Source organism: Streptomyces sp. NPDC044921, assembly GCF_056432865.1.
On the sequence record NZ_JBWKIF010000018.1, the window covers coordinates 143,734 to 165,243 of the forward strand.

Consider the following 21,510-nt stretch of genomic DNA (forward strand, 5'->3'; position numbering starts at 1 on the left):
TCACAACGGCCCGTCCGGCAGCAGCCCCAGCTGCCCCAGGAAATCCATCTCGTCGAAGTACAGCCGGTAGTCCACGATCCGCCCGTCCTTCACGGTCGCGATGTCCACCCCGCGGATCCGCACCTCCTTCCGCGTCGGCGGCAGCGTCTCCCCGTTGGGCAGTTCCAGCGGCCCCGTGTTGCGCCCGCTGTAGATCCCCTCGTCGATGGCCGTGTCCCCGGCCTCGTACGCGTGCAGCCGGTGGAACCTCGCGTCGGGCACCGCCTGCGTCATCGTCCGCCAGTACGCCACGATGGCGTCCCGCCCGCGCAGCTCGCCCTCGTCCGGCGTGAAGGCGACCGCGTCCTCGGCGTACAGATCGCCGACGGCCGCCAGGTCGGCGTGCGTGGTGACCGCGTCCGTGAGCCGGTCCATGACCTCACGTGCCTCGCCCATGATCCACCTCCAGGGACCGGGGATCACCCACCCCCATTCTCCCACCGCGGGCCCCTTCTATCCTGGCCGCACGCCCTGCCGCACGGGCCGGCCGGCCCATCCACCCGAGGAGCTCCCATGGCCACCGCCACCCCGCCCGCAGCCTCCCGCATCGCCGTCGTCACCGGCGCGAGCAGCGGCATCGGCGCCGCCACGGCACGCCAACTCGCCGCCGCGGGCTACCGGGTGGTCCTCACCGCGCGCCGCAAGGACCGCATCGAGGCCCTGGCCGAGGAGATCAACGACGCGGGCCACCAGGCCACGGCCTACCCGCTGGACGTCACCGACCGCGCGGCCGTCGACGAGTTCGCCACGGCCTTCAGGACGATCGGCGTCCTGGTCAACAACGCGGGCGGCGCGCTCGGCGCCGACCCGGTCGCCACCGGCGACCCGGCCGACTGGCGGCGGATGTACGAGACGAACGTCATCGGCACGCTCAACCTCACCCAGGCCCTGCTGCCCAAGCTGATCGCGAGCGGCGACGGCACGGTCGTGGTCGTCTCGTCCACCGCGGGCCACGCCACCTACGAGGGCGGTGCCGGTTACGTCGCCGCCAAGCACGGCGCCCACGTCCTGGCCGAGACCCTGCGCCTGGAGATCGTCGGACAGCCGGTCCGCGTCATCGAGATCGCCCCCGGCATGGTCCGGACGGACGAGTTCGCCCTGACCCGCTTCGGCGGCGACGAGCAGAAGGCGGCGAAGGTCTACGAGGGCGTGCCCGACCCCCTCACCGCCGACGACGTGGCCGACACGATCACCTGGGCGGTCACCCGCCCCGCCCACGTCAACATCGACCTCCTGGTGGTCCGCCCCCGCGCCCAGGCGTCGAACACGAAGGTGCACCGCGAGGCGTAGGGCGGTCGTCAGCCCTTGACGCAGACCACCTGCTTGATCCGTGCCACGACCTGCACCAGATCGCGCTGCTGGTCGATGACCTGCTCGATCGGCTTGTAGGCGCCCGGGATCTCGTCCACGACACCGGAGTCCTTACGGCACTCCACCCCCCGCGTCTGATCCTCCAGGTCCTTCGTCGAGAACCGGCGCTTGGCCGCGTTGCGGCTCATGCGCCGGCCGGCGCCGTGCGAGGCGGAGTTGAAGGACTTGTCGTTGCCGAGGCCCTTCACGATGTACGAACCCGTGCCCATGGAGCCCGGGATGATCCCGTACTCACCGGAGCCCGCCCTGATCGCGCCCTTGCGGGTCACCAGCAGGTCCATGCCCTCGTACCGCTCCTCCGCCACGTAGTTGTGGTGGCAGGAGATCTCCGGCTCGAAGACCGGCTTGGCCTTCTTGAACTCCTTGCGGATCACGTCCTTGAGGAGCGCCATCATGATCGAGCGGTTGTACTTGGCGTACTCCTGCGCCCAGAACAGGTCGTTGCGGTAGGCCGCCATCTGCGGGGTGTCCGCGACGAAGACGGCGAGGTCGCGGTCGACCAGGCCCTGGTTGTGCGGGAGCTTCTGGGCGACGCCGATGTGGTGCTCGGCCAGTTCCTTGCCGATGTTGCGGGAACCGGAGTGGAGCATCAGCCAGACGGATCCGGTCGTATCCGTGCAGACTTCGACGAAGTGGTTACCCCCGCCGAGTGTTCCCATCTGCTTTCCGGCGCGTTCCGAACGGAACCTGACCGCTTCCGCCACCCCGTCGAACCGCCCCCAGAAGTCGTCCCACCCGGCCGTGCCGAAGCCGTGCAGCCGCCTCGGGTCGACGGGATCGTCGTGCATCCCGCGGCCCACCGGGATCACCTGCTCGATCCGGGACCGCAGCCGGGACAGGTCGCCGGGCAGGTCGTTGGCCGTCAGGGACGTCTTCACCGCCGACATCCCGCAGCCGATGTCGACGCCGACCGCCGCCGGGCACACCGCGCCCTGCATCGCGATGACCGAGCCGACCGTCGCACCCTTGCCGTAGTGCACGTCCGGCATGACGGCCAGACCCTTGATCCACGGCAGGGTGGCGACGTTGCGGAGCTGCTGGAGGGCCCCTTCCTCGACGGTGGACGGGTCGGCCCACATCCGGATCGGCACCTTCGCGCCAGGCATCTCTACATACGACATAACGTCCTCAATCCCCCGTAAACGAACAGAAGTCCTCAAGAGCAAATACCGGAGCCAAGGTCGGCGAAAGGGATTCCGGACCGGCGTCCACGGCAGTGCGTGCGATAAACATTGTGCTCACCGGCCGCCCCGCGGCGGCAAGCCGATTTCCGCCTCGAGAGGAGCCCCACGTGCAACGGAAGGCGTACGTGTCCGGTACCGCGGCGCTCCTCGCGGTGCTGCTGGCCGGCTGCACCGGCGGTTCGGGCGACGGCGGCACCACGGACGACTCCAACCCGGGCGGCACCGGCACGGCGTCACCCGCCGCCGAGCCCGGCCGCTACCGCACGCTGCCGGAGCCCTGCACCGCGATCGGCGAGGGCACCCTCGACGAACTCCTGCCCGGCATCCGGGAGATCCGCGACGAGGCGCAGCGCGAGAAGGCCTACGAGGGCGAGCCGACGTCGACGTTCGACACGGACCGCAAGGTCGGCTGCCGCTGGAAGGTCGACTCCCGGGACGCGACGGACCATCTGTTCGTCGACTTCGAGCGGGTCGTCTCCTACGACAACGCCGTCAGCGACGACAGCCAGGCCGAGCGGCTGTTCGCGGAGCGGCGGGCGGCGGCCCACCTGCCCGAGCCGACCACCACGGAGTCGGTGGCGGGCAGCACCCCTGCGGGCGGTTCCTCCGAGGCCCCGAGCGGCTCCCCTTCGCCGTCCGGTTCCTCCTCGCCCTCGGCGTCCGCCGACGCGCCCCCGACGGAACTCCGGCCGCGCGTGCTGGAGGACCTCGGCGACGAGGCGTTCCTCGACGACGAGCTGAGCAGCTCCGGTTCGACCGCCAAGCAGCGCACGGTGACTGTGGCGTTCCGCACGTCCAACGTCATCGTGACCATCGAGTACGCGGAGCAGCCGGCGACCGTCGGCGTCGTGCCGGACAGCGAGGAAATGCAGGACAGAGCCCAGAAACTGGCCTCCCGGCTGGCGGATTCGCTGAGCGGGTGAGGCCGTTTCACGGCACCTCCACAGGCACGGGCGGAGCACCCGGAGGAAGAACACACCGCTGCCCCACCGCGTACCGTGACCACTCGGACCCGTTCCGACCGCAGGGAACCACGAGCGTCATGAGTGAAGGAACCATGCAGCGACGAGAAGAGCGAGAGCAGCGAGCGAAGCGCCTGAACCGCGCCCTTGTCTGCGCGGCCGCCGTCCCCGTGATGCTGGTCGCCGCCGGCTGCTCCTCGGACTCCGGCTCCGGCGAGAGCTCGGACAAGGCCGAGAAGGCCGCCGCGTCGGCGTCCGCGAGCCCGTCGCCGACCGTGGAGGCGGCGGCGTACGGCAAGCTTCCGGAGCCGTGCAAGGCGTTGCGGAAGAAGACGCTGGAGGACCTCGTCCCGAAGAGCAAGTCGGGCAAGGAGGGCAAGTCGGACGACGTTTCGACGCGTGCCAGCTGCTCCTGGAACAGCCTGGACAACAACGGGGTGAAGGGCTCGCAGTTCCGCTGGCTGAACGTGTCGATGCTGCGCTTCGAGTCGGACGTCACCCGTGGCCCGGCCGACAAGCTGGCCCGGGAGTACTACGAGAAGCAGGTCCAGGACGTGCAGGCCGCGGAGGGCGCCAAGGGCGTCGAGTCGGAGCCGGTGCCCGGGACGGGCGACCAGGCGTCGGCCGTGCGCTACGACCTGAAGAAGAAGGAAGGCACCTTCAGGCAGCAGACGGTGGTGGCGCGCGTGGAGAACGTGGTCGTCACGCTCGACTACAACGGCGCGGGCCTGGCCGGCGACAAGACGCCGAGCGCCGACGACCTGCTGAAGGACGCGAAGAAGGCCGCCAAGGAGGCCGTCGCGGCGGTGTCCGAGGCGAACGGCTCGGGCGGCGGCGAGGCGAGCGGTGCTCCGTCGAAGTCCGCCTCGAAGGACCCGTCGGGGCCGGCGTCGAAGCCGGCGTCGGGGGACGCCTCGGACGAGCCCTCGAAGGCCGCGTCGAAGTCGCCGTCCAGCAAGTCCGCGTAGCGGAGCCGAACAAGCCCGGCGGGATCCGGCCACCCGTTCGCCGTACACATGTGCCACCCTGTTGCGCGCAACAACACGCAAGGGGAGGGGAGTACGGGTGGCCGCGCCACTGCAGCTGACTCGGATGCACCGCGTTCTCATCGGCGTGGTCGTGGCCGGTGCCGTGATCATCGCCGGCATCGGCTTCGCCGGTTCGTACGCGGCGGTCCGTGAGTTGGCCCTCAAGAAGGGCTTCGGGAACTTCTCCTACGTCTTCCCGATCGGCATCGACGCGGGCATCTGCGTCCTGCTGGCCCTGGACCTGCTCCTGACGTGGATCAGGATTCCGTTCCCCCTGCTGCGCCAGACGGCCTGGCTGCTGACGGCGGCCACGATCGCCTTCAACGGCGCCGCGGCCTGGCCGGATCCGCTCGGTGTGGGCATGCACGCGGTGATCCCGGTGCTCTTCGTCGTCTCGGTCGAGGCGGCCCGGCACGCGATCGGCCGCATCGCCGACATCACGGCCGACAAGCACATGGAGGGCGTGCGCCTCACCCGCTGGCTGCTCTCCCCGGTCCCGACGTTCCTGCTGTGGCGCCGGATGAAGCTCTGGGAGCTCCGCTCCTACGAGCAGGTGATCAAGCTGGAGCAGGAGCGGCTGGTGTACCAGGCGCGGCTGCGCTCCCGGTTCGGGCGGTCGTGGCGCAGGAAGGCGCCGGTGGAGTCGCTGATGCCGCTGCGGCTGGCACGCTACGGGGTGCCGCTGGCGGAGACGGCCCCGGCGGGCCTGGCGGCGGCGGGCATCGAGCCGGCTCTGATCCCGCCGCCCCCGCCGCAGCCGGAGGTGACGGCGGGCCCTCGCGCCGCGGGCGCGGCGCACGGCCCGCGGGCGGGAGCCGGGGAGCAGCGCCTGGAGCTCGACAGCGGCCCCGAGCCCGAGCGACTGGACCTGGACCAGGAGCCCGAGCCGGACCAGAGCCCGTGGTTCAACACCCCGCGCGAGGTCGAGTACCAGGGCGGCTACGACCCCGACTACGACCCGGCCGAGCACTACGCGCAGTGGATCGCGGAGCAGCAGGAGGCCGAGCGGTACCAGCCCGAGTACGACCGTGAGCCGCCGTCCCCCGAGGACACCGGCAGCTTCCCGATTCCGGTGGGCCCGAACCGCACGCGGGAACTCGGCGAGGGCGGCGGCACGCCCCCGGCCCCGGAGCCGGACGAGGAGGCGTACTACCAGGTGTTCCGCCAGTCGATCGACGGCAGTTACCCGACGCCCCGCGCGCTGGGCGACAACATCCAGGCCACCTACGGCACGGCGTTGAGCCCGGGTGAGCTGAAGTCCCTCGTGGAGCGCTTCCAGAAGCGCCACTCGGCGGAACTGGAAGAGGACCACATCGCCTGACCGCCACGGAAAGAGGGGCCCTCACCCGAGGGCCCCTCCTGGCCGACGCGTGCTACTCGCCGAGCAGGGACCGCACCCGGTCCTGCCCCACCGCCAGCAGCAGCGTGGGCAGCCGGGGCCCGGTGTCCCGCCCGACCAGCAGGTGGTACAGCAGCGCGAAGAAGGACCGCTGGGCGGTCTTGATCTCCGGCGGCAGCTCCTTCGGCGTGGCGTCGGCGGAGAACCCGGCCTGCACCTTGGGCACGCCGTAGACGAGGTGGGTCAGCCCGTCGAGCGACCAGTGGTCGGCGAGTCCGTCGAGCAGCAGCCGCAGCGACTCGCGGCCCTGCTCGTCGAGCGACTTCAGCAGCTCGGCGTCGGGCTCGTCGCGCACGATGGTGCGCTGGTCGGCCGGGACGTGCGTGTTGATCCACGCCTCGGCCTTGTCGTAGCGCGGGCGGGCCTCGTCGAGCGAGGTCAGCGGCTGCTCCGGGTCCAGTTCGCTGAGGATGCGCAGCGCCTGGTCCTCGTGCCCGGCGGTGATGTCCGCGACGGACGCGAGCGTCCGGTACGGCAGGGGCCGGGGCGTGCGGGGCAGCTCGCCGGCGGCCGTGCGCACCGCGCGGGAGTGCGCGGCCACGTCGGCCGGCAGGGCGCTGCCGTCGGCGACCTTGGCGTCGAGCCGGTCCCACTCGTCGTAGAGCCGCTGGATCTCCTGGTCGAAGGCGACCTTGAAGGACTGGTTGGGCCGGCGGCGGGCGTAGAGCCAGCGCAGCAGCTGCGGCTCCATGATCTGCAGGGCGTCGGCCGGGGTGGGCACACCGCCCTTGGAGGAGGACATCTTCGCCATGCCGGAGATGCCGACGAAGGCGTACATCGGGCCGATCGGCTGCTTGCCGCCGAAGATCCCGACGATCTGCCCGCCGACCTGGAACGACGAGCCGGGCGAGGAGTGGTCGACGCCGGAGGGCTCGAAGATCACGCCCTCGTACGCCCACCGCATCGGCCAGTCGACCTTCCAGACCAGCTTGCCGCGGTTGAACTCGTTCAGCCGGACCGTCTCCGAGAAGCCGCACGCGGTGCAGGCGTAGGTCAGCTCGGTGGAGCCGTCGTCGTAGGACGTGACGGTGGTGAGGTCCTTCTCGCAGTTGCCGCAGTACGGCTTGTACGGGAAGTAGCCGGCGGAGCCGGAGCTGCCGTCGTCCTCGGCGGCGGCGCCGGAGCCCTCGGCGGCCTCCAGCTCGGCCTCGTCGAGCGGCTTCTGCCCCTGCTGCTTCTTGGCCGGGGCCTTCTTCGTCCGGTACTGGTCGAGGATGGCGTCGATGTCACCGCGGTGCTTCATGGCGTGCAGGATCTGTTCGCGGTACGCGCCAGAGGTGTACTGCTCGGTCTGGCTGATCCCGTCGAACTCCACGCCCAGCTCGGCCAGCGACTCGATCATCGCGGCCTTGAAGTGCTCGGCCCAGTTCGCGTGCGGCGACCCCTTCGGCGCGGGCACGGACGTCAGCGGCTTGCCGATGTGCTCGGCCCACGACTCGTCGACGCCCGGGACACCGGCCGGCACCTTGCGGTAGCGGTCGTAGTCGTCCCAGGAGATCAGGTGGCGCACCTGGTGTCCCCGGCGGCGGATCTCGTCGGCGACGAGGTGCGGGGTCATGACCTCGCGCAGGTTCCCGAGGTGGATGGGGCCGGACGGCGACAGCCCGGACGCGACGACGACGGGTTTGCCCGGGGACCGGCGCTCCGACTCCTCGATGACCTCATCCGCGAAACGGGAGACCCAGTCGGTGGTCTCGGTGCTCTGAGCCACGATCGGCACGTCCTTCTTTCTGCATCGGGCAGCCGGTACGGTCGCACGGCTGACCGCCCCATTGTCCCAGACCTGCTCGCGCCCGGGGAAACGGCTTTACCCCCGTGGGATACTGACCGGGTCTATCCATTCCCACGAGGAGAACGGCACCCCTTCCTATGGCCTCGGTCACGTCCCTCAGCGACTCCGTCCACCAGCGCCTCGCGGCGGCCCTGTCGGCAGCTCTGCCGGAGGCCGGGTCCGCGGACCCGCTGCTGCGACGAAGCGACCGGGCCGACTTCCAGGCCAACGGGATCCTGGCCCTCGCCAAGAAGGCGAAGGCGAACCCGCGGGAGCTGGCGGCGCAGGTCGTTGCCCGGGTGGAGTCGGGCGGACTGATCGGGGACGTCGAGGTCTCCGGGCCCGGCTTCCTGAACGTCACGGTCACCGACCGGGCGATCACGCAGAACCTGGCGGCGCGCTGGGCGGACGACACCGGCCGGCTCGGCGTGCCGTACACCGAGCGGCCCGGCACCACGGTCATCGACTACGCCCAGCCGAACGTGGCGAAGGAGATGCACGTCGGCCACCTGCGTTCCGCGGTGATCGGCGACGCGGTGGTGCAGCTGCTGGAGTTCACCGGCGAGAACGTGGTCCGGCGCCACCACATCGGCGACTGGGGCACCCAGTTCGGCATGCTCATCCAGTACCTGGACGAGCACCCGCACGAGCTGGACCACCGGGACGCCGAGGTGTCCGGCGAGGAGGCGATGTCGAACCTCGACCGCCTCTACAAGGCCTCGCGCAAGCTGTTCGACTCCGACGAGGAGTTCAAGACGCGCGCCCGGCGCCGGGTGGTCGACCTCCAGGCGGGCGACCCGCGGACGCTGGCCATGTGGCAGAGGTTCGTCGACGAGTCGAAGATCTACTTCTTCTCCGTCTTCGAGAAGCTGGACATGGAGATCCGCGACGCGGACATCGTCGGCGAGTCGGGGTACAACGACATGCTCGCCGAGACCTGCCGCCTCCTGGAGGAGTCGGGTGTCGCGGTCCGCTCCGAGGGCGCGCTGTGCGTGTTCTTCGACGACGTCAAGGGCCCGGACGGCAAGCCGGTCCCGCTGATCGTGCAGAAGTCGGACGGCGGCTACGGCTACGCGGCCACCGACCTGTCGGCGATCCGCGACCGCGTGTTCAGCCTCAAGGCGAACACGCTGCTGTACGTGGTGGACGCCCGCCAGTCGCTGCACTTCAAGATGGTCTTCGAGACGGCGCGCAGGGCGGGCTGGCTGAACGAGGACGTCAAGGCGGTGCAGCTGGCCTTCGGCACGGTCCTCGGCAAGGACGGCAAGCCCTTCAAGACCCGTGAGGGCGAGACGGTCCGCCTGGTCGACCTGCTGGACGAGGCGATCGACCGCGCCTCGGCGGTGGTCCGGGAGAAGGCGCAGGACCTGTCCGAGGAGGAGATCGCCGAGCGGGGCGCCCAGGTGGGGGTCGGCGCGGTGAAGTACGCGGACCTGTCGACGTCGGCCAGCCGGGACTACAAGTTCGACCTGGACCAGATGGTCTCGCTGAACGGCGACACGTCGGTCTACCTCCAGTACGCCTACGCCCGCATCCAGTCGATCCTGCGCAAGGCCGGCGACTCCCGCCCGGCCGCGCACCCGGAGCTGGAACTGCACGCGGCGGAGCGGGCGCTGGGCCTGCACCTGGACTCCTTCGCGGAGACGGTGGCCGAGGCGGCCCGGGAGTACGCCCCGCACAAGCTGGCGGCGTACCTGTACCAGCTGGCGTCGCTGTACACGGCGTTCTACGACAAGTGCCCGGTGCTGAAGGCCGGGACGCCCGAGCAGGTCGGGAACCGCCTGTTCCTGTGCGACGTCACGGCCCGCACCCTGCAGCGGGGCATGGCCCTGCTGGGCATCCGGACGCCCGAGCGGCTCTGATCCCGCGTCGGCCCGCGCCCGCTCCCGTCCGGTGACGGGAGCGGGCGCGGCCGTTTCGGGGCACGGGTGCGACGCGGCCGGCCGCGTTGTCAGTGGCCCGCCCTACAGTCACCCCCATGGCGACTCTCCCGAACCCCCTGCCCGCCCTGGCGGCGGACCCCGCCGGCGGCGCGCTCGGACTGCGGCTCCCCGCCGGTGCCCTGGTCGACACCACGGCCGAGGGGCCCTGGCACGAGCCGTTGCTGTGGTGCGCGCGGGAGCGGGCCCGGCCGGGTGGCTGGGAGGCGCTGGCACCGGCCCGGCGCAGCGGCCTGCTGCCGGTCGTGCTCGACGTCGGGGGCGGCCACGGCGGCCCGGACCGCTGGGAGTTGGCGCCCGCGGACGTGTCGTACCCGGGGGACCACGACGCCGGGGAGGTCCTGGCGGAGTACTGGCGGGAGCACGCGGCGGACGGCGCCCCCTGGCCGGGCGCGGACACGGCCCCGCCCGCGGGCGGGGCTCCCGACCCGGTGTCCGCCGAGGTCGCGGAGACGCTGCTCGGCGAGGGCGGCCCCCTCAAGGACCCCCGCCTGGCCCTCGTCCCGGCCCGCCGCAGCGCCGACATCCCGGCGGCGATCGGCTGGACGGGCGCGGTGCACCACGAGGCCGACCCGGCGCGGCTCGGCGCGGTCCTGCGCGACTGGGAGGACCGCTTCGGCATACGCGTCACGGCGCTCGGCTTCGACCACCTGCTGCTGTCGGTCGCCGCCCCGCCCACGACGCCCGCCGACGCGGAGGCCGTCGCCGCCGAGCACTTCGCGTTCTGCCCGGACAACCTCCGGCACCGCGCCGACCCGTCCCCGCGGGCCTACGCCGAGCAGCAGGTCCTCGGCCGCCGGACGTGGCACTTCTGGTGGGACTGAGCCCGCGTCCCGGTTCCGCCACGGCGGGGCCGCGCCCCGGGTCCTAGGTTCCCGGCGCGCCGTCCCGCAGCCCCTCGCCCAGCCTGCGCAGCCCTTCCCCGATCTCCTGCGGCGTCTGCGTCACGAAGCACAGCCGCAGGGTGGCCCGGTCGGGCCGGGCCGCGTAGAACGGGGCGCCGGGGACGTAGGCCACGTCGTGGCGCACCACGCGCGGCAGCAGCCGTGTGGTGTCGTACGGCTCCGGCAGCCGCGCCCAGAGGAACATGCCGCCCTCGGGCCGGTTCCAGACCGAGCCCTCGGGCAGCGCGTCGGCCAGCCCCGCGAGCATGGCGTCGCGGCGGGCGCGGTAGATCCCGGCGACGCGCCCGACGTGGGCGTCGAGGTCGTGGTCGGCGAGGTACCGGGCGGCGGCGAGCTGGTTGACGGTCGGGGTGTGCAGGTCGGCGGCCTGCTTGGCGACGGCGCAGGCCCGCCGCAGTTCCCCGGGCGCCCGCAGCCAGCCCAGCCGCAGCCCGGGGGCCATGACCTTGGAGAAGCTGCCGAGCAGCACCGTGCGGTCCTCGGCGCCCGGCAGGGCGGCGATCCAGGGCAGGCGTTCGCCCTCGTAGCGCAGTTCCCCGTAAGGGTCGTCCTCGACGATCCACAGCCCGCGCCGGGCGGCGACGGCGGCCACGGCGGCGCGCCTGTCGGCGGGCAGGGTGTGGCCGGTGGGGTTCTGGAAGGTGGGCACGGTGTACAGCAGCCTGGGCCGCTCGCGCACCACCAGTGCCTCCAGCGCCTCGGGGTCGGGCCCCCGCTCGTCGCCGGGCACGGGCACGACGCGGGCACCGGCGAGACCGAAGGCCTGGAGCGCGGCCAGGTAGCAGGGGTTCTCGACGAGGACGGTGTCACCGGGTTCGAGCAGCGCGGTGGCCAGGAGGGACAGGGCCTGCTGGGAGCCGGTGGTGACGAGCAGGTCGTCGGGCCCGGTGGGCAGCCCGCGGGCGGTGGTCCGGGCGGCCAGTGCGGCCCGCAGCGCGGGCTCGCCCTCGGTGGTGGAGTACTGCAGCGCCCGCGCGGGCTGCTCGGCCAGCACCGCCCGGTAGGAGTCCGCGATGCCCGCCGCGTCGAACAGCTCCGGCGCCGGCAGCCCGCCCGCGAAGTTGATCACCTCCGGGCGGGCGGTGACGGCGAGGATGTCCCGCACGGGAGAACCGCCGACCGCCCGTGCCCGCGCGGCGAGCGGCGGCACGGGCGAAGGAACGGCAACGGGCTCGGCGACGGTCATGACACGGCTCCTTCGGCTACGGGACGGCGTGCCCCGCAGCCTAGGGACATGCATGCTGGCTACAAGAAGTTTTCCGGCATGCGGACGGGCGTCGGGGAGCCGGCACCGATGAGGTCGTCAGCCCTTGCGCCCGACCGCCGCGTAGACGTTGATGTCCGCGTCCGTGACGTCGTTGATGTCGTGGTAGCGCACCTTCTCGATGTCGTCGAGTCCGGCGAGGAAGGACTCCTCCGGCCGCTCGGGGACCGGGGCCGCGTGGTCGGGCCGCCAGCGGTGCGCGGGGACGACGCCCGGGTCGGCGATCTCCAGCCCGTTGCCGGTGAAGAACCGCTCGACCTCGGCCCGGGAGCGCAGCACGAAGGTGAACCCCCGCTCGGTGTAGGTCCGCTGGACCGCCCGGATGTTCTCCGGGTTGAGATCCTCGGTGAGGTGGCTGAGCACCAGCCGGCTGCCGGCGGGCAGCGCGTCGAGCAGCTCCCGCACCAGCGGATACGCCTCGTCGTCCGCGACGAAGTGCAGGACGGCGACCAGGCAGAGCGCGACCGGCCGGTCGAAGTCCAGGGTCTTGGCGGCCTGTTCGAGGATGTGGCCCGGGTCCCGCAGGTCGGCGTCGATGTAGTCGGTGCGTCCCTCGGGACCGCTGGTCAGCAGGGCGCGCGCGTGGGCGAGCACGACGGGGTCGTTGTCGACGTACACGACCCGCGCCTCGGGCGCGATCCGCTGGGCGATCTGGTGCACGTTCTCGGCGGTCGGCAGCCCGGTCCCGACGTCGAGGAACTGCCGGACGCCGTCCCGCTCCACCAGCGAGGTCACCGCGCGCCGCAGGAAGTCCCGGTTGTGCCGCACGTCGAGGTACCCGCGCGGGTTGGCGGCGAGCGCGGCGGCCGCCGCTTCCCGGTCCGCCGGGTAGTGGTCCTTGCCGCCGAGGAAGACGTCGTAGACCCGCGCCGGGTGCGCCTTGCTGCTGTCGATCCTCCTTCGCAGCTCGGCGGGGTCCTGGTCGAGGGCGTCACCGGACATGGACGTCTCCTGGGGGCTAGGTGGTCAAAGCGGCAACCACTCCGTCGGTCAACAACCTAACGGCCCGGGCGACTTGATGGTGCCCGCCGCACGGTCGCCCGCCCCCGTCCGGACGCGACGGCCACGTACCGGCCGCGCGACGGCGACCAGGCCCTGTCCTACTGCTCCCTCAGCTTCCGGGCCACTTCGGTGGCCCAGTAGGTGAGGATGTTCCGCGCCCCGGCCCGCCGGATCCCGGTCAGGGTCTCCAGGATCGCCCGGTCGCGGTCGATCCAGCCCTTCTCGGCGGCGGCCTCGATCATCGAGTACTCGCCGGAGATCTGGTAGGCGGCGACGGGCACGTCCACGGCGTCCGCGACCCGGGCGAGGACGTCCAGGTAGGGACCGGCCGGTTTGACCATCACCATGTCGGCGCCCTCCTCCAGGTCGAGGGCGAGTTCGCGCAGGGACTCGCGCGCGTTGGCGGGGTCCTGCTGGTAGGTCTTGCGGTCCCCCTGGAGCGAGGAGCCGACGGCCTCGCGGAAGGGCCCGTAGAAGGCGGAGGCGTACTTGGCGGTGTAGGCGAGGATGGCCACGTCCTCCCGCCCGATCTGGTCGAGGGCGTCGCGGACGACCCCGATCTGCCCGTCCATCATCCCGCTGGGCCCGACCACGTGGGCCCCGGCGTCGGCCTGGACCTGGGCCATCTCGGCGTACCGCTCCAGGGTCGCGTCGTTGTCGACCCGCCCCCGCGCGTCGAGCACCCCGCAGTGGCCGTGGTCGGTCGTCTCGTCGAGGCACAGGTCGGACATGACGAGCAGCTCGTCGCCGACCTCGGCCCGCACGTCCCGCAGGGCGACCTGGAGGATCCCGTCCGGATCGGTCCCCGGCGTCCCGACCGCGTCCTTCTTCGACTCCTCCGGCACACCGAACAGCATGATCCCGGAGACGCCCGCCGCGACCGCCTCCGCGGCGGCCTTCTTCAGGCTGTCGCGGGTGTGCTGCACGACCCCGGGCATGGCCGCGATCGGCACCGGCTCGCTGACGCCCTCGCGCACGAAGGCGGGGAGAATGAGGTCGGCGGGGTGCAGCCGGGTCTCGGCGACCATCCGACGCATCACGGGACTGCTCCGCAACCGTCGCGGCCGCGCACCGGGAAATGATCCGTACGTCGTCATGCCCCCTACGCTACGCCCGCCCCGAACGCCCCGATGCCGACGCACTGTCGGCGCAGCCACCCTGGTCCACGGACCGTGTCCCCTCCCGCCCCGGCACCGCCGCCGGGCACCCGGCGCCGCCCGGCCCCGCCATGCGCCCGCGACCCCCCAGGTCCATCCTGAAAGCAGCGCACCCGAGGACCCCGACGGCCCGCCCCTCGCCGCCGCCGTCCCTCCGTACCCGCCCCCACGGAGGACGCGATGACCGCCCCCGACCACACCCCCGACCTCTTCGCCCTCTCGGAGATCTCCGGCCCCGTCCTGCGCCCCGGCGACGACGCCTACGCCGACGAGGTCACCGGCTTCAACCTGGCCGCCCTGCACACCCCGGACGTCGTCGTGGGAGCCACCGGCACCGACGATGTCGTCGCCGCCATGCGCTGGGCGCACGCCACCCATACCCCGGTCGCCGTCCAGGCCACCGGCCACGGCGCCAACTTCCCCATCGAACGCGGCCTGCTGATCACCACGTCCCGCATGACGGACGTCCAGGTCGACCCCGCCACCCGCACCGCGAGGATCGCCGCGGGCGCGAAGTGGAGCCACGTGCTGGCGGCCTGCGCCCCGCACGGCCTGGCGGGCCTGTGCGGCACCTCCACCGACGCGGGCGTCGTCGGCTACACCCTCGGCGGCGGACTCCCGGTCCTCGGCCGCGCCTACGGCTACGCCGCCGACCTGGTCCGCTCCTTCCAGGTCGTCACCCCGGACGGCCGCCTGCGCGAGGCGGACCCCCACCACGAGCCGGAACTGTTCTGGGCCCTGCGCGGCGGCAAGGGCAACGTGGGCGTGGTGACCTCCCTGGTCACCGAAGTGCTCCCGCTGCCCCGCCTCTACGGAGGCGGCCTCCACTGGCACGCCGGACACACCGAGGCCCTGCTGCACGCCTGGTCGGACTGGACCCGCACGGTCCCGGACGCGATGGGCAGCATGTTCTCGGTGCTGCGCCTGCCGCCCATCCCCCAGATCCCGGAACCCCTGCGCGGCGGCTTCTGGGCGCGGGTCGCCGTCGCCTGGCCGGGCGACCCGGCCGAGGGCGAAGCGCTGATCGCCCCGCTGCGCCGGATCGCCCCCGTGGCCGTCGACCTGGTGGAGGAGATGGAGTACGCGGCCCTGGACCGCATCCACATGGAACCCCAGGACCCGCTGCCGGCCCGGGAGTGCTGCATGCTCCTGCGCGACCTGACCCCCGACGCCCTGAGCACGTTCCTGGAGCAGGTCGGCCCCGCAGCCGGGGTCGAGCACCCCCTGCTCGTCGCCTCGCTGCGCCACATGGGCGGGGCACTCGCGCGCCCGGCCCCCGTCGAGGACGCCGTCTGCGCCCGCGACGCCGGGTACTTCATGGAGTCGGTCGGGATCATGCCCGCACCGCCCGTGGCGGAGGCCGTCGAGCAGGCGACCCGGCGCCTCTACACGGCGATGGCCCCCTACGGCACCGGCCGCACCATGGTCAACATCCACGGCACGCCCGGTGACGAACAGGACATCGCCCGCGCCTGGACCCCGGAGGTGTACGCGCGCCTGCGCCACGACAAGGCCACCTACGACCCGGACAACCTGCTGCGCTACGGCCACGCGGTGACACCCGCGTAGCCGCAGCCACCCAGCAGGTCGGCCCGCGCGGCCGCTACGTGGTCGACCGCCGCCGCCGCGCCCCCGGCCGCCGCTCGCTCGGCCGGGTGACCGGGTCGCCGGCCTCCAGGGCCGCGGCCCGCCGCTTCGCGCCGAAGTCGGCCAGCGCCTCCGCGAGCTTGTGCACCGACGGCTCCGGCGCCATGACGTCCACTCGCAGCCCGTGCTCCTCGGCGGTCTTCGCCGTGGCCGGGCCGATACAGGCGATCACGGTGACGTTGTGCGGCTTGCCGGCGATGCCGACCAGGTTCCGCACGGTGGAGGAGGACGTGAACAGCACGGCGTCGAACCCGCCGCCCTTGATCGCCTCGCGGGTCTCCGCCGGCGGCGGCGAGGCCCGCACGGTCCGGTAGGCCGTGACGTCGTCGACCTCCCAGCCGAGCTCGATCAGCCCGGCGACCAGCGTCTCCGTGGCGATGTCGGCCCGCGGCAGGAACACCCGGTCGATCGGGTCGAACACCGGGTCGTAGGGCGGCCAGTCCTCCAGCAGCCCGGCGGCCGACTGCTCGCCGCTCGGTACCAGGTCGGGCTTCACACCGAAGGCGATCAGCGCCTTGGCGGTCTGCTCGCCCACGGCCGCGACCTTGATGCCCGCGAAGGCACGCGCGTCGAGCCCGTACTCCTCGAACTTCTCCCGCACGGCCTTGACCGCGTTCACCGAGGTGAAGGCGATCCACTCGTAGCGGCCCGTGACCAGGCCCTTGACCGCGCGCTCCATCTGCTGGGGCGTGCGCGGCGGCTCGACGGCGATCGTCGGCACCTCGTGCGGCACGGCCCCGTACGACCGCAGCTGGTCGGAGAGCGACGCCGCCTGCTCCTTCGTGCGCGGTACGAGCACCTTCCAGCCGAACAGCGGCTTGGACTCGAACCACGCGAGCTGGTCGCGCTGCGCGGCGGCGGAACGATCCCCGACCACGGCTATCACCGGCCGGCCGCCCTCGGGCGAGGGCAGCACCTTGGCCTGCTTCAGCGTCTGCGCGATCGTGCCGAGCGTGGCGGTCCAGGTGCGCTGCCGGGTGGTGGTGCCGGCGACGGTGACCGTCATCGGGGTGTCCGGCTTGCGCCCGGCGGAGACGAGCTCGCCGGCCGCCGCGGCGACGGAGTCCAGCGTCGTGGAGACGACGACCGTGCCGTCCGACGCCCCGACCTCCGTCCAGCACCGGTCCGAGGCCGTGCGCGCGTCCACGAACCGCACGTCCGCGCCCTGCGCGTCCCGCAGCGGCACACCGGCGTACGCGGGCACGCCGACGGCGCTCGCGATGCCGGGGACGACCTCGAAGGGCACCCCGGCGGCGGCGCACGCCAGCATCTCCTCGGCCGCGTACGTGTCGAGGCCCGGGTCACCGGACACCGCACGCACGACCCGCCTGCCGCCCCGCGCGGCCTCCATGACAAGATGTGCGGCATCCCGCACCGCGGGGACGGGCGCGGTGGTTGACGTGCCGTCAACTACCGTCAGCTGGGGCGTTCCTGTGCCCGGGGTCGGCTCCTGCGAAGGATCCGCGTCCGTGTGCACCTCGGAGACGCCCTGCCTGGCGTGCTGACGTACGACGTCGAGCACCTCGTGCTCGGCGACGAGGACGTCCGCGTTGGCCAGTGCCTCGACGGCGCGCAGAGTCAGCAGTCCCGGATCTCCGGGTCCGGCACCCAGGAAGGTGACGTGCCCGTGTTCAGGACCGGCGGAAAGGGTGGTGGGGCTCAATGTGCTCGCTCCCCCATCAGACCGGCCGCGCCCTGGGCGAGCATCTCGGACGCCAGTTCGCGTCCGAGCGCCATGGCCCCCTCGTGCGTGTCGGGCACGGGACCGGTGGTGGACAACTGCACCATGCGCGAGCCGTCGGTGGTGCCGACGACGCCACGCAGGCGCATTTCCTTGAAAATCTGCCGGTCGGCCTGGGGGTCCCCGCGCTCCAGCGGAGCCGAGAGCGGGGGCAGGTCGGCCAACGCGCCCACGGGGGCGCTGCAGCCGGCCTCCAGGGCGGCGAGCAGTGACCGCTCGGCCGTCACGGCGACCCGCGTGAACGGGTCGTCGAGTTCGGCGAGCGCGGCGACGAGGTCCGCGTTGCCCGCGGTGCACTCGATCGCCAGGGCCCCCTGGCCGGGGGCGGGCAAAATCGTGTCGACCGACAGGAAGTCGGTCACCTCGTCGCCGCGGCCGATCCGGTTCAGCCCGGCGGCGGCCAGCACGACGGCGTCGAGCTCGCCGCTGCGCACGAACCCGATGCGGGTGTCGACGTTGCCGCGGATCGGGACCGTCGCTATGTCCAGGCCGTGGCTGCGCGCGTACGCGTTGAGCTGGGCCATGCGGCGCGGCGAGCCGGTGCCGATGCGCGCCCCGGCGGGCAGGTCGGTGAGCTTCAGCGCGTCCCGGGCGACGATCACGTCCCGCGGGTCCTCCCGCTCGGGCACGGCGGCCACGACGAGTTCGTCGGGCTGCGTGGTCGGCAGGTCCTTCAGCGAGTGCACGGCGAAGTCGACCTCGCCCCTGAGCAGCGCGTCGCGCAGGGCGGTGACGAACACGCCGGTGCCGCCGATCTGCGCGAGCGCCTCACGCGAGACGTCGCCGTACGTGGTGATCTCGACGAGCTCCACGGGCCGCCCGGTCACCCGGGTCACGGCCTCGGCCACCTGCCCGGACTGGGCCATGGCGAGTTTGCTCCGCCGGGTGCCGAGCCTCAGCGCCTTGTCAGTCATGCCGGGCCTCGGTCTCTCTGGGTGGTGCTGTCCTCGGCCCGGGAGACGGCGGCCACCGTCTCGGGGTCGAGGTCGAACAGGGTGCGCAGCGCGTCCGCGTACCCGGCGCCGCCGGGCTCGGCCGCGAGCTGCTTGACCCGCACGGTCGGCGCGTGCAGCAGCTTGTCGACCACGCGCCGCACGGTCTGGGTGATCTCCGCGCGGTGCTTGTCGTCGAGGCCGGGCAGCCGTCCGTCCAGGCGGGCGATCTCGCTGGCCACGACATCGGCGGCCATGGTGCGCAGGGCGACCACGGTCGGCGTGATGTGCGCGGCCCGCAGGGCCGCCCCGAAGGCCGCGACCTCGTCGGAGACGATACGCCTGACCTGGTCCACATCGGCAGCCATCGGAGCGTCCGCGGACGCCTCGGCGAGCGACTCGATGTCCACCAGCCGCACTCCGGCCAGCCGGTGCGCGGCCGCGTCGATGTCGCGCGGCATGGCCAGGTCCAGCAGGAACAGCACGGGTTCGGGCCGCTGCGGCTGCTCGGCCGGCTCGGGCCGGCGCCGCTCGGGGATCCGCCCGGCGGTGGCCACGGTCGCGGCGAGCGCGGCGATGGCGTCGGTGTCCGCGGCCGGGTCGAGGGTGCCGGCCGCTCCGGCCCGGGCGGGACCGCGCTGGGCGCCGCCCGCCGTGCCGTTGTCGACCCAGGCCGCGTGCTGTTCCAGGTCGGCGGCGGCCATCCCGGCCACGGCGGCCTCGCCCAGCACGGAGAACCCGGCGGTGCCCTGCACCGCCAAGAGGTCCAGCGGGCAGCCGTCCTCGCCGCCGGGACCGGCGGCGGAAGGCGTGCCGTGCGGCGCGTTTGGCCCGGTCGCGCGGCCCGCCGCCGCCGGTCCGTCCCCGCCGGCCGGCGGCGCGGCCACTCGGCCCTCGACCGCCCGCGCGACCGCCTCGGCCGTCAGGACCAGGCCCGTCGCGCCGGTGCAGGAGACGGCGAGATCGGCACGTGTCAGCTCGACCGGCACCGATTCCATCGGGACCGCGCGGGCCAGCACGTCCGTGTCGTCGCCCTCGGACAGGATCTGCGCGAGCCGCTCGGCCCGGTCGAAGGTGCGGTTGGCGACGACGAGCTCGGCGACCCCGGCCCGCGCGAGCGTGGCCGCGGCCAGGGAGGACATCGATCCGGCCCCGATGACCAGGGCCTTCTTGCCCCTGGCCCATTCCTGGACATCGCCGCCCCGGGCCAGCTGCTCCAGGCCGAAGGTGACCAGGGACTGGCCGGCGCGGTCGATGCCGGTCTCGGAGTGGGCGCGCTTGCCGACCCGCAGGGCCTGCTGGAACAGGTCGTTCAGCAGCCGGCCCGCGGAGTGCAGCTCCTGCGCCCGGGCCAGGGAGTCCTTGATCTGGCCGAGGATCTGCCCCTCGCCGACGACCATCGAGTCCAGCCCGCAGGCCACCGAGAACAGGTGGTGGACGGCCCGGTCCTCGTAGTGCACGTAGAGATAGGGAGTGAGCTCCTCCAGGCCGACCCCGCTGTGCTGGGCGAGCAGCGTGGACAGCTCGGCGACACCGGCGTGGAACTTGTCCACGTCGGCGTAGAGCTCGATGCGGTTGCAGGTGGCGAGCACCGCGGCCTCGCTCGCCGGTTCGGCGGCGACGGTGTCCTGCACCAGCTTGACCTGGGCGTCAGCGCTGAGCGCGGCCCGCTCCAGGACGCTGACCGGGGCGCTGCGGTGGCTGAGCCCGACGACGAGGAGACTCATGCCGGCATCACGGCGGGCATGTCCCCGTCGGGTCCCTGGTCGGCGGACTCGCTGCGCGCGGCGGCGGCCGGGGCGCCCCCGTCGGAGGCGGCGGCCTCCTCGCCGGCCTTGCGCTGCTCGTGGAAGGCGAGGATCTGCAGCTCGATGGAGAGGTCGACCTTGCGCACGTCGACGCCGTCCGGGACGGACAGCACGGTCGGCGCGAAGTTCAGGATGGAGGTGACACCGGCGGCCACGAGCCGGTCGCAGACGGCCTGGGCGGCACCGGCGGGGGTGGCGATGACACCGATCGACACGCCGTTGTCCTGGATGATCTTCTCCAGGTCGTCGGAGTGCTGCACCGGGATCCCGGCGACGGGCTTGCCCGCCATGGCCGGGTCGGCGTCGATCAGCGCGGCGACGCGGAACCCGCGGGAGGCGAAGCCGCCGTAGTTGGCGAGGGCGGCGCCGAGGTTGCCGATACCGACGATCACGACCGGCCAGTCCTGGGTGAGCCCCAGTTCGCGGGAGATCTGGTAGACGAGATACTCGACGTCGTAGCCGACGCCCCGGGTCCCGTAGGAGCCGAGGTAGGAGAAGTCCTTGCGCAGCTTCGCGGAGTTGACCCCCGCCGCGGCCGCGAGCTCCTCGGAGGAGACCGTGGGCACCGAGCGCTCCGACAGTGCGGTCAGCGCGCGGAGGTACAGCGGAAGCCGGGCGACGGTGGCCTCGGGAATCCCTCGGCTGCGGGTCGCCGGTCGGTGAGTTCGGCCAGTTGCCACGGTGCTCCTGCGGGTAGAGCGGGGCTGTAGGCGGTCATACGTCCCTACATGACCGCCCCGTCGAATGCAGGCTATGTCTTTGTGAACGCGTGCACAAAGATGGTGTCCGATTTGCCCGCCCAACGTGACCGGGCTCACGCACCCCCGGCGCGGGTGTGGGGAACCGGCGCACAGGCACCACCGTTCCTTGTCTTCTGGGGGCAAAACCACACACTTCCTCAGTGAATCCCGCCCCCGAGACCAAGTCGCCATCGATCCTAAGCGACGTTCGGGCCACTTTGTACTGCTCGGTCAGTCCGCTCGCCGTCGCGTTCAGTCGGTCAGCGCCCTGCGCAGGCGCTCCTCGTTCACGCGCCAGAAGGTGTGCTGCTCGCCGTCCACCAGTACGACCGGGATCTGCTCCCAGTACCGGTCGTGCAGTTCCCGGTCCTGGGTGATGTCCTTCTGCTCCCAGGGGACGCCCAGATCGGCGCACACCTTCTCCACGACGACCTGTGCGTCGTCGCACAGGTGGCAGCCGGGCTTGCGGATCAGCGTGACGAGCCGGTCCCCGGAGGGCCTGCGGCGGAAGAGAGGGCTCATTCCGCCATTGTCGCGCGCCCGCGCGTGCGGGGAAGCCCGCCGGAGGGCCGGGGACACGCCGGACGCGCCCGTCCCGCACGGCGTCTTTAACGACACGC

General features: G+C 72.7%; 18 protein-coding genes. 7 read left to right on the forward strand and 11 right to left on the reverse strand.

Annotation, left to right across the window (positions count from 1 at the left end):
* On the reverse strand, window positions 1-435 hold the full coding sequence (locus tag AC07DA_RS26490) for an ester cyclase (protein WP_479130691.1): 435 nt from the start codon (window positions 433-435) through the stop codon (window positions 1-3).
* Window positions 436-552: 117 nt separating this feature from the next.
* Here AC07DA_RS26490 and AC07DA_RS26495 point away from each other — a divergent pair, with 117 nt between their 5' ends.
* The gene (locus AC07DA_RS26495) at window positions 553-1,329 is read left to right on the forward strand and encodes an SDR family NAD(P)-dependent oxidoreductase (protein ID WP_479130693.1); all 777 of its coding nucleotides are present in this window, start codon (window positions 553-555) and stop codon (window positions 1,327-1,329) included.
* A gap of 8 nt (window positions 1,330-1,337) precedes the next feature.
* On the opposite strand, the gene AC07DA_RS26500 is transcribed toward AC07DA_RS26495, so the two are convergent.
* Complete coding sequence (locus AC07DA_RS26500) at window positions 1,338-2,531, reverse strand: RtcB family protein (RefSeq protein ID WP_479130694.1); 1,194 nt, start codon at window positions 2,529-2,531, stop codon at window positions 1,338-1,340.
* Window positions 2,532-2,701: 170 nt separating this feature from the next.
* Between AC07DA_RS26500 and AC07DA_RS26505 the strand changes: the two genes are divergently transcribed.
* From AC07DA_RS26505 to AC07DA_RS26515, 3 genes are all read left to right on the forward strand, one after another.
* Window positions 2,702-3,517 carry a DUF3558 domain-containing protein gene (locus AC07DA_RS26505; RefSeq protein WP_479130695.1) on the forward strand — a complete coding sequence of 272 codons (816 nt, stop codon included), beginning with the start codon at window positions 2,702-2,704 and terminating at the stop codon, window positions 3,515-3,517.
* 134 nt (window positions 3,518-3,651) lie between these two features.
* Window positions 3,652-4,524 carry a DUF3558 family protein gene (locus AC07DA_RS26510; protein ID WP_479130696.1) on the forward strand — a complete coding sequence of 291 codons (873 nt, stop codon included), beginning with the start codon at window positions 3,652-3,654 and terminating at the stop codon, window positions 4,522-4,524.
* A gap of 124 nt (window positions 4,525-4,648) precedes the next feature.
* Window positions 4,649-5,905 carry a DUF2637 domain-containing protein gene (locus AC07DA_RS26515; protein ID WP_479130697.1) on the forward strand — a complete coding sequence of 419 codons (1,257 nt, stop codon included), beginning with the start codon at window positions 4,649-4,651 and terminating at the stop codon, window positions 5,903-5,905.
* A 52-nt stretch (window positions 5,906-5,957) separates the two neighbouring features.
* Here AC07DA_RS26515 and lysS read toward each other — a convergent pair whose 3' ends face one another.
* Window positions 5,958-7,703 carry a lysine--tRNA ligase gene (gene lysS, locus AC07DA_RS26520; RefSeq protein ID WP_479130698.1) on the reverse strand — a complete coding sequence of 582 codons (1,746 nt, stop codon included), beginning with the start codon at window positions 7,701-7,703 and terminating at the stop codon, window positions 5,958-5,960.
* Window positions 7,704-7,852: 149 nt separating this feature from the next.
* On the opposite strand from lysS, the gene argS reads away from it, so the two are divergent.
* Together argS and AC07DA_RS26530 are read left to right on the forward strand one after the other, a co-directional pair.
* Entirely contained in the window at window positions 7,853-9,616 is a 1,764-nt protein-coding gene (argS, locus tag AC07DA_RS26525) for an arginine--tRNA ligase (RefSeq protein ID WP_479130699.1), read from the forward strand.
* Between the two features lie 116 nt (window positions 9,617-9,732).
* A complete protein-coding gene (locus tag AC07DA_RS26530; protein ID WP_479130700.1) occupies window positions 9,733-10,518 on the forward strand; it encodes a DUF4253 domain-containing protein in 786 nt (261 codons plus the stop codon).
* A 43-nt stretch (window positions 10,519-10,561) separates the two neighbouring features.
* Here the strand turns inward: AC07DA_RS26530 and AC07DA_RS26535 are convergent, their stop codons facing one another.
* From AC07DA_RS26535 to hemB, 3 genes are all read right to left on the reverse strand, one after another.
* Window positions 10,562-11,785 carry an aminotransferase-like domain-containing protein gene (locus tag AC07DA_RS26535; protein WP_479130701.1) on the reverse strand — a complete coding sequence of 408 codons (1,224 nt, stop codon included), beginning with the start codon at window positions 11,783-11,785 and terminating at the stop codon, window positions 10,562-10,564.
* 117 nt (window positions 11,786-11,902) lie between these two features.
* Window positions 11,903-12,805, reverse strand: a complete 903-nt coding sequence (locus tag AC07DA_RS26540) for an SAM-dependent methyltransferase (protein ID WP_479130702.1) — start codon at window positions 12,803-12,805, stop codon at window positions 11,903-11,905.
* 158 nt (window positions 12,806-12,963) lie between these two features.
* The gene (gene hemB, locus AC07DA_RS26545; protein ID WP_479130703.1) at window positions 12,964-13,962 is read right to left on the reverse strand and encodes a porphobilinogen synthase; all 999 of its coding nucleotides are present in this window, start codon (window positions 13,960-13,962) and stop codon (window positions 12,964-12,966) included.
* A gap of 240 nt (window positions 13,963-14,202) precedes the next feature.
* Between hemB and AC07DA_RS26550 the strand changes: the two genes are divergently transcribed.
* Window positions 14,203-15,591 (forward strand): FAD-binding oxidoreductase, encoded by a 1,389-nt coding sequence (locus AC07DA_RS26550; RefSeq protein WP_479130705.1) that lies wholly within the window; start codon window positions 14,203-14,205, stop codon window positions 15,589-15,591.
* A gap of 34 nt (window positions 15,592-15,625) precedes the next feature.
* On the opposite strand, the gene AC07DA_RS26555 is transcribed toward AC07DA_RS26550, so the two are convergent.
* The 5 genes from AC07DA_RS26555 to AC07DA_RS26575 form a co-directional block, all read right to left on the reverse strand.
* On the reverse strand, window positions 15,626-17,332 hold the full coding sequence (locus AC07DA_RS26555) for a bifunctional uroporphyrinogen-III C-methyltransferase/uroporphyrinogen-III synthase (protein WP_479130706.1): 1,707 nt from the start codon (window positions 17,330-17,332) through the stop codon (window positions 15,626-15,628).
* Window positions 17,329-18,324, reverse strand: a complete 996-nt coding sequence (gene hemC, locus AC07DA_RS26560; RefSeq protein WP_479130707.1) for a hydroxymethylbilane synthase — start codon at window positions 18,322-18,324, stop codon at window positions 17,329-17,331. The genes AC07DA_RS26555 and hemC overlap by 4 nt, the downstream gene beginning before the upstream one ends.
* On the reverse strand, window positions 18,321-20,069 hold the full coding sequence (locus tag AC07DA_RS26565; RefSeq protein ID WP_479130708.1) for a glutamyl-tRNA reductase: 1,749 nt from the start codon (window positions 20,067-20,069) through the stop codon (window positions 18,321-18,323). Before AC07DA_RS26565 ends, hemC begins: the two co-directional genes overlap by 4 nt.
* A complete protein-coding gene (locus AC07DA_RS26570) occupies window positions 20,066-20,830 on the reverse strand; it encodes a redox-sensing transcriptional repressor Rex (protein ID WP_479130710.1) in 765 nt (254 codons plus the stop codon). The genes AC07DA_RS26565 and AC07DA_RS26570 overlap by 4 nt, the downstream gene beginning before the upstream one ends.
* Window positions 20,831-21,142: 312 nt before the next feature.
* Complete coding sequence (locus tag AC07DA_RS26575) at window positions 21,143-21,412, reverse strand: glutaredoxin family protein (protein WP_479130711.1); 270 nt, start codon at window positions 21,410-21,412, stop codon at window positions 21,143-21,145.
* Window positions 21,413-21,510 lie beyond the last annotated feature (98 nt).

Bases quoted from the DNA above. Each gene is read 5' to 3' on its own strand.
- AC07DA_RS26500 (WP_479130694.1), bottom strand. From the start codon at position 2,531: ATGTCGTATGTAGAGATGCCTGGCGCGAAGGTGCCGATCCGGATGTGG.
- AC07DA_RS26550 (WP_479130705.1), top strand. From the start codon at position 14,203: ATGACCGCCCCCGACCACACCCCCGACCTCTTCGCCCTCTCGGAGATC.
- AC07DA_RS26540 (WP_479130702.1), bottom strand. From the start codon at position 12,805: ATGTCCGGTGACGCCCTCGACCAGGACCCCGCCGAGCTGCGAAGGAGG.
- AC07DA_RS26495 (WP_479130693.1), top strand. From the start codon at position 553: ATGGCCACCGCCACCCCGCCCGCAGCCTCCCGCATCGCCGTCGTCACC.
- hemB (WP_479130703.1), bottom strand. From the start codon at position 13,962: ATGACGACGTACGGATCATTTCCCGGTGCGCGGCCGCGACGGTTGCGG.
- hemC (WP_479130707.1), bottom strand. From the start codon at position 18,324: ATGACTGACAAGGCGCTGAGGCTCGGCACCCGGCGGAGCAAACTCGCC.
- AC07DA_RS26575 (WP_479130711.1), bottom strand. From the start codon at position 21,412: ATGAGCCCTCTCTTCCGCCGCAGGCCCTCCGGGGACCGGCTCGTCACG.
- AC07DA_RS26535 (WP_479130701.1), bottom strand. From the start codon at position 11,785: ATGACCGTCGCCGAGCCCGTTGCCGTTCCTTCGCCCGTGCCGCCGCTC.
- AC07DA_RS26490 (WP_479130691.1), bottom strand. From the start codon at position 435: ATGGGCGAGGCACGTGAGGTCATGGACCGGCTCACGGACGCGGTCACC.
- AC07DA_RS26565 (WP_479130708.1), bottom strand. From the start codon at position 20,069: ATGAGTCTCCTCGTCGTCGGGCTCAGCCACCGCAGCGCCCCGGTCAGC.
- AC07DA_RS26510 (WP_479130696.1), top strand. From the start codon at position 3,652: ATGCAGCGACGAGAAGAGCGAGAGCAGCGAGCGAAGCGCCTGAACCGC.
- argS (WP_479130699.1), top strand. From the start codon at position 7,853: ATGGCCTCGGTCACGTCCCTCAGCGACTCCGTCCACCAGCGCCTCGCG.
- AC07DA_RS26515 (WP_479130697.1), top strand. From the start codon at position 4,649: ATGCACCGCGTTCTCATCGGCGTGGTCGTGGCCGGTGCCGTGATCATC.
- AC07DA_RS26530 (WP_479130700.1), top strand. From the start codon at position 9,733: ATGGCGACTCTCCCGAACCCCCTGCCCGCCCTGGCGGCGGACCCCGCC.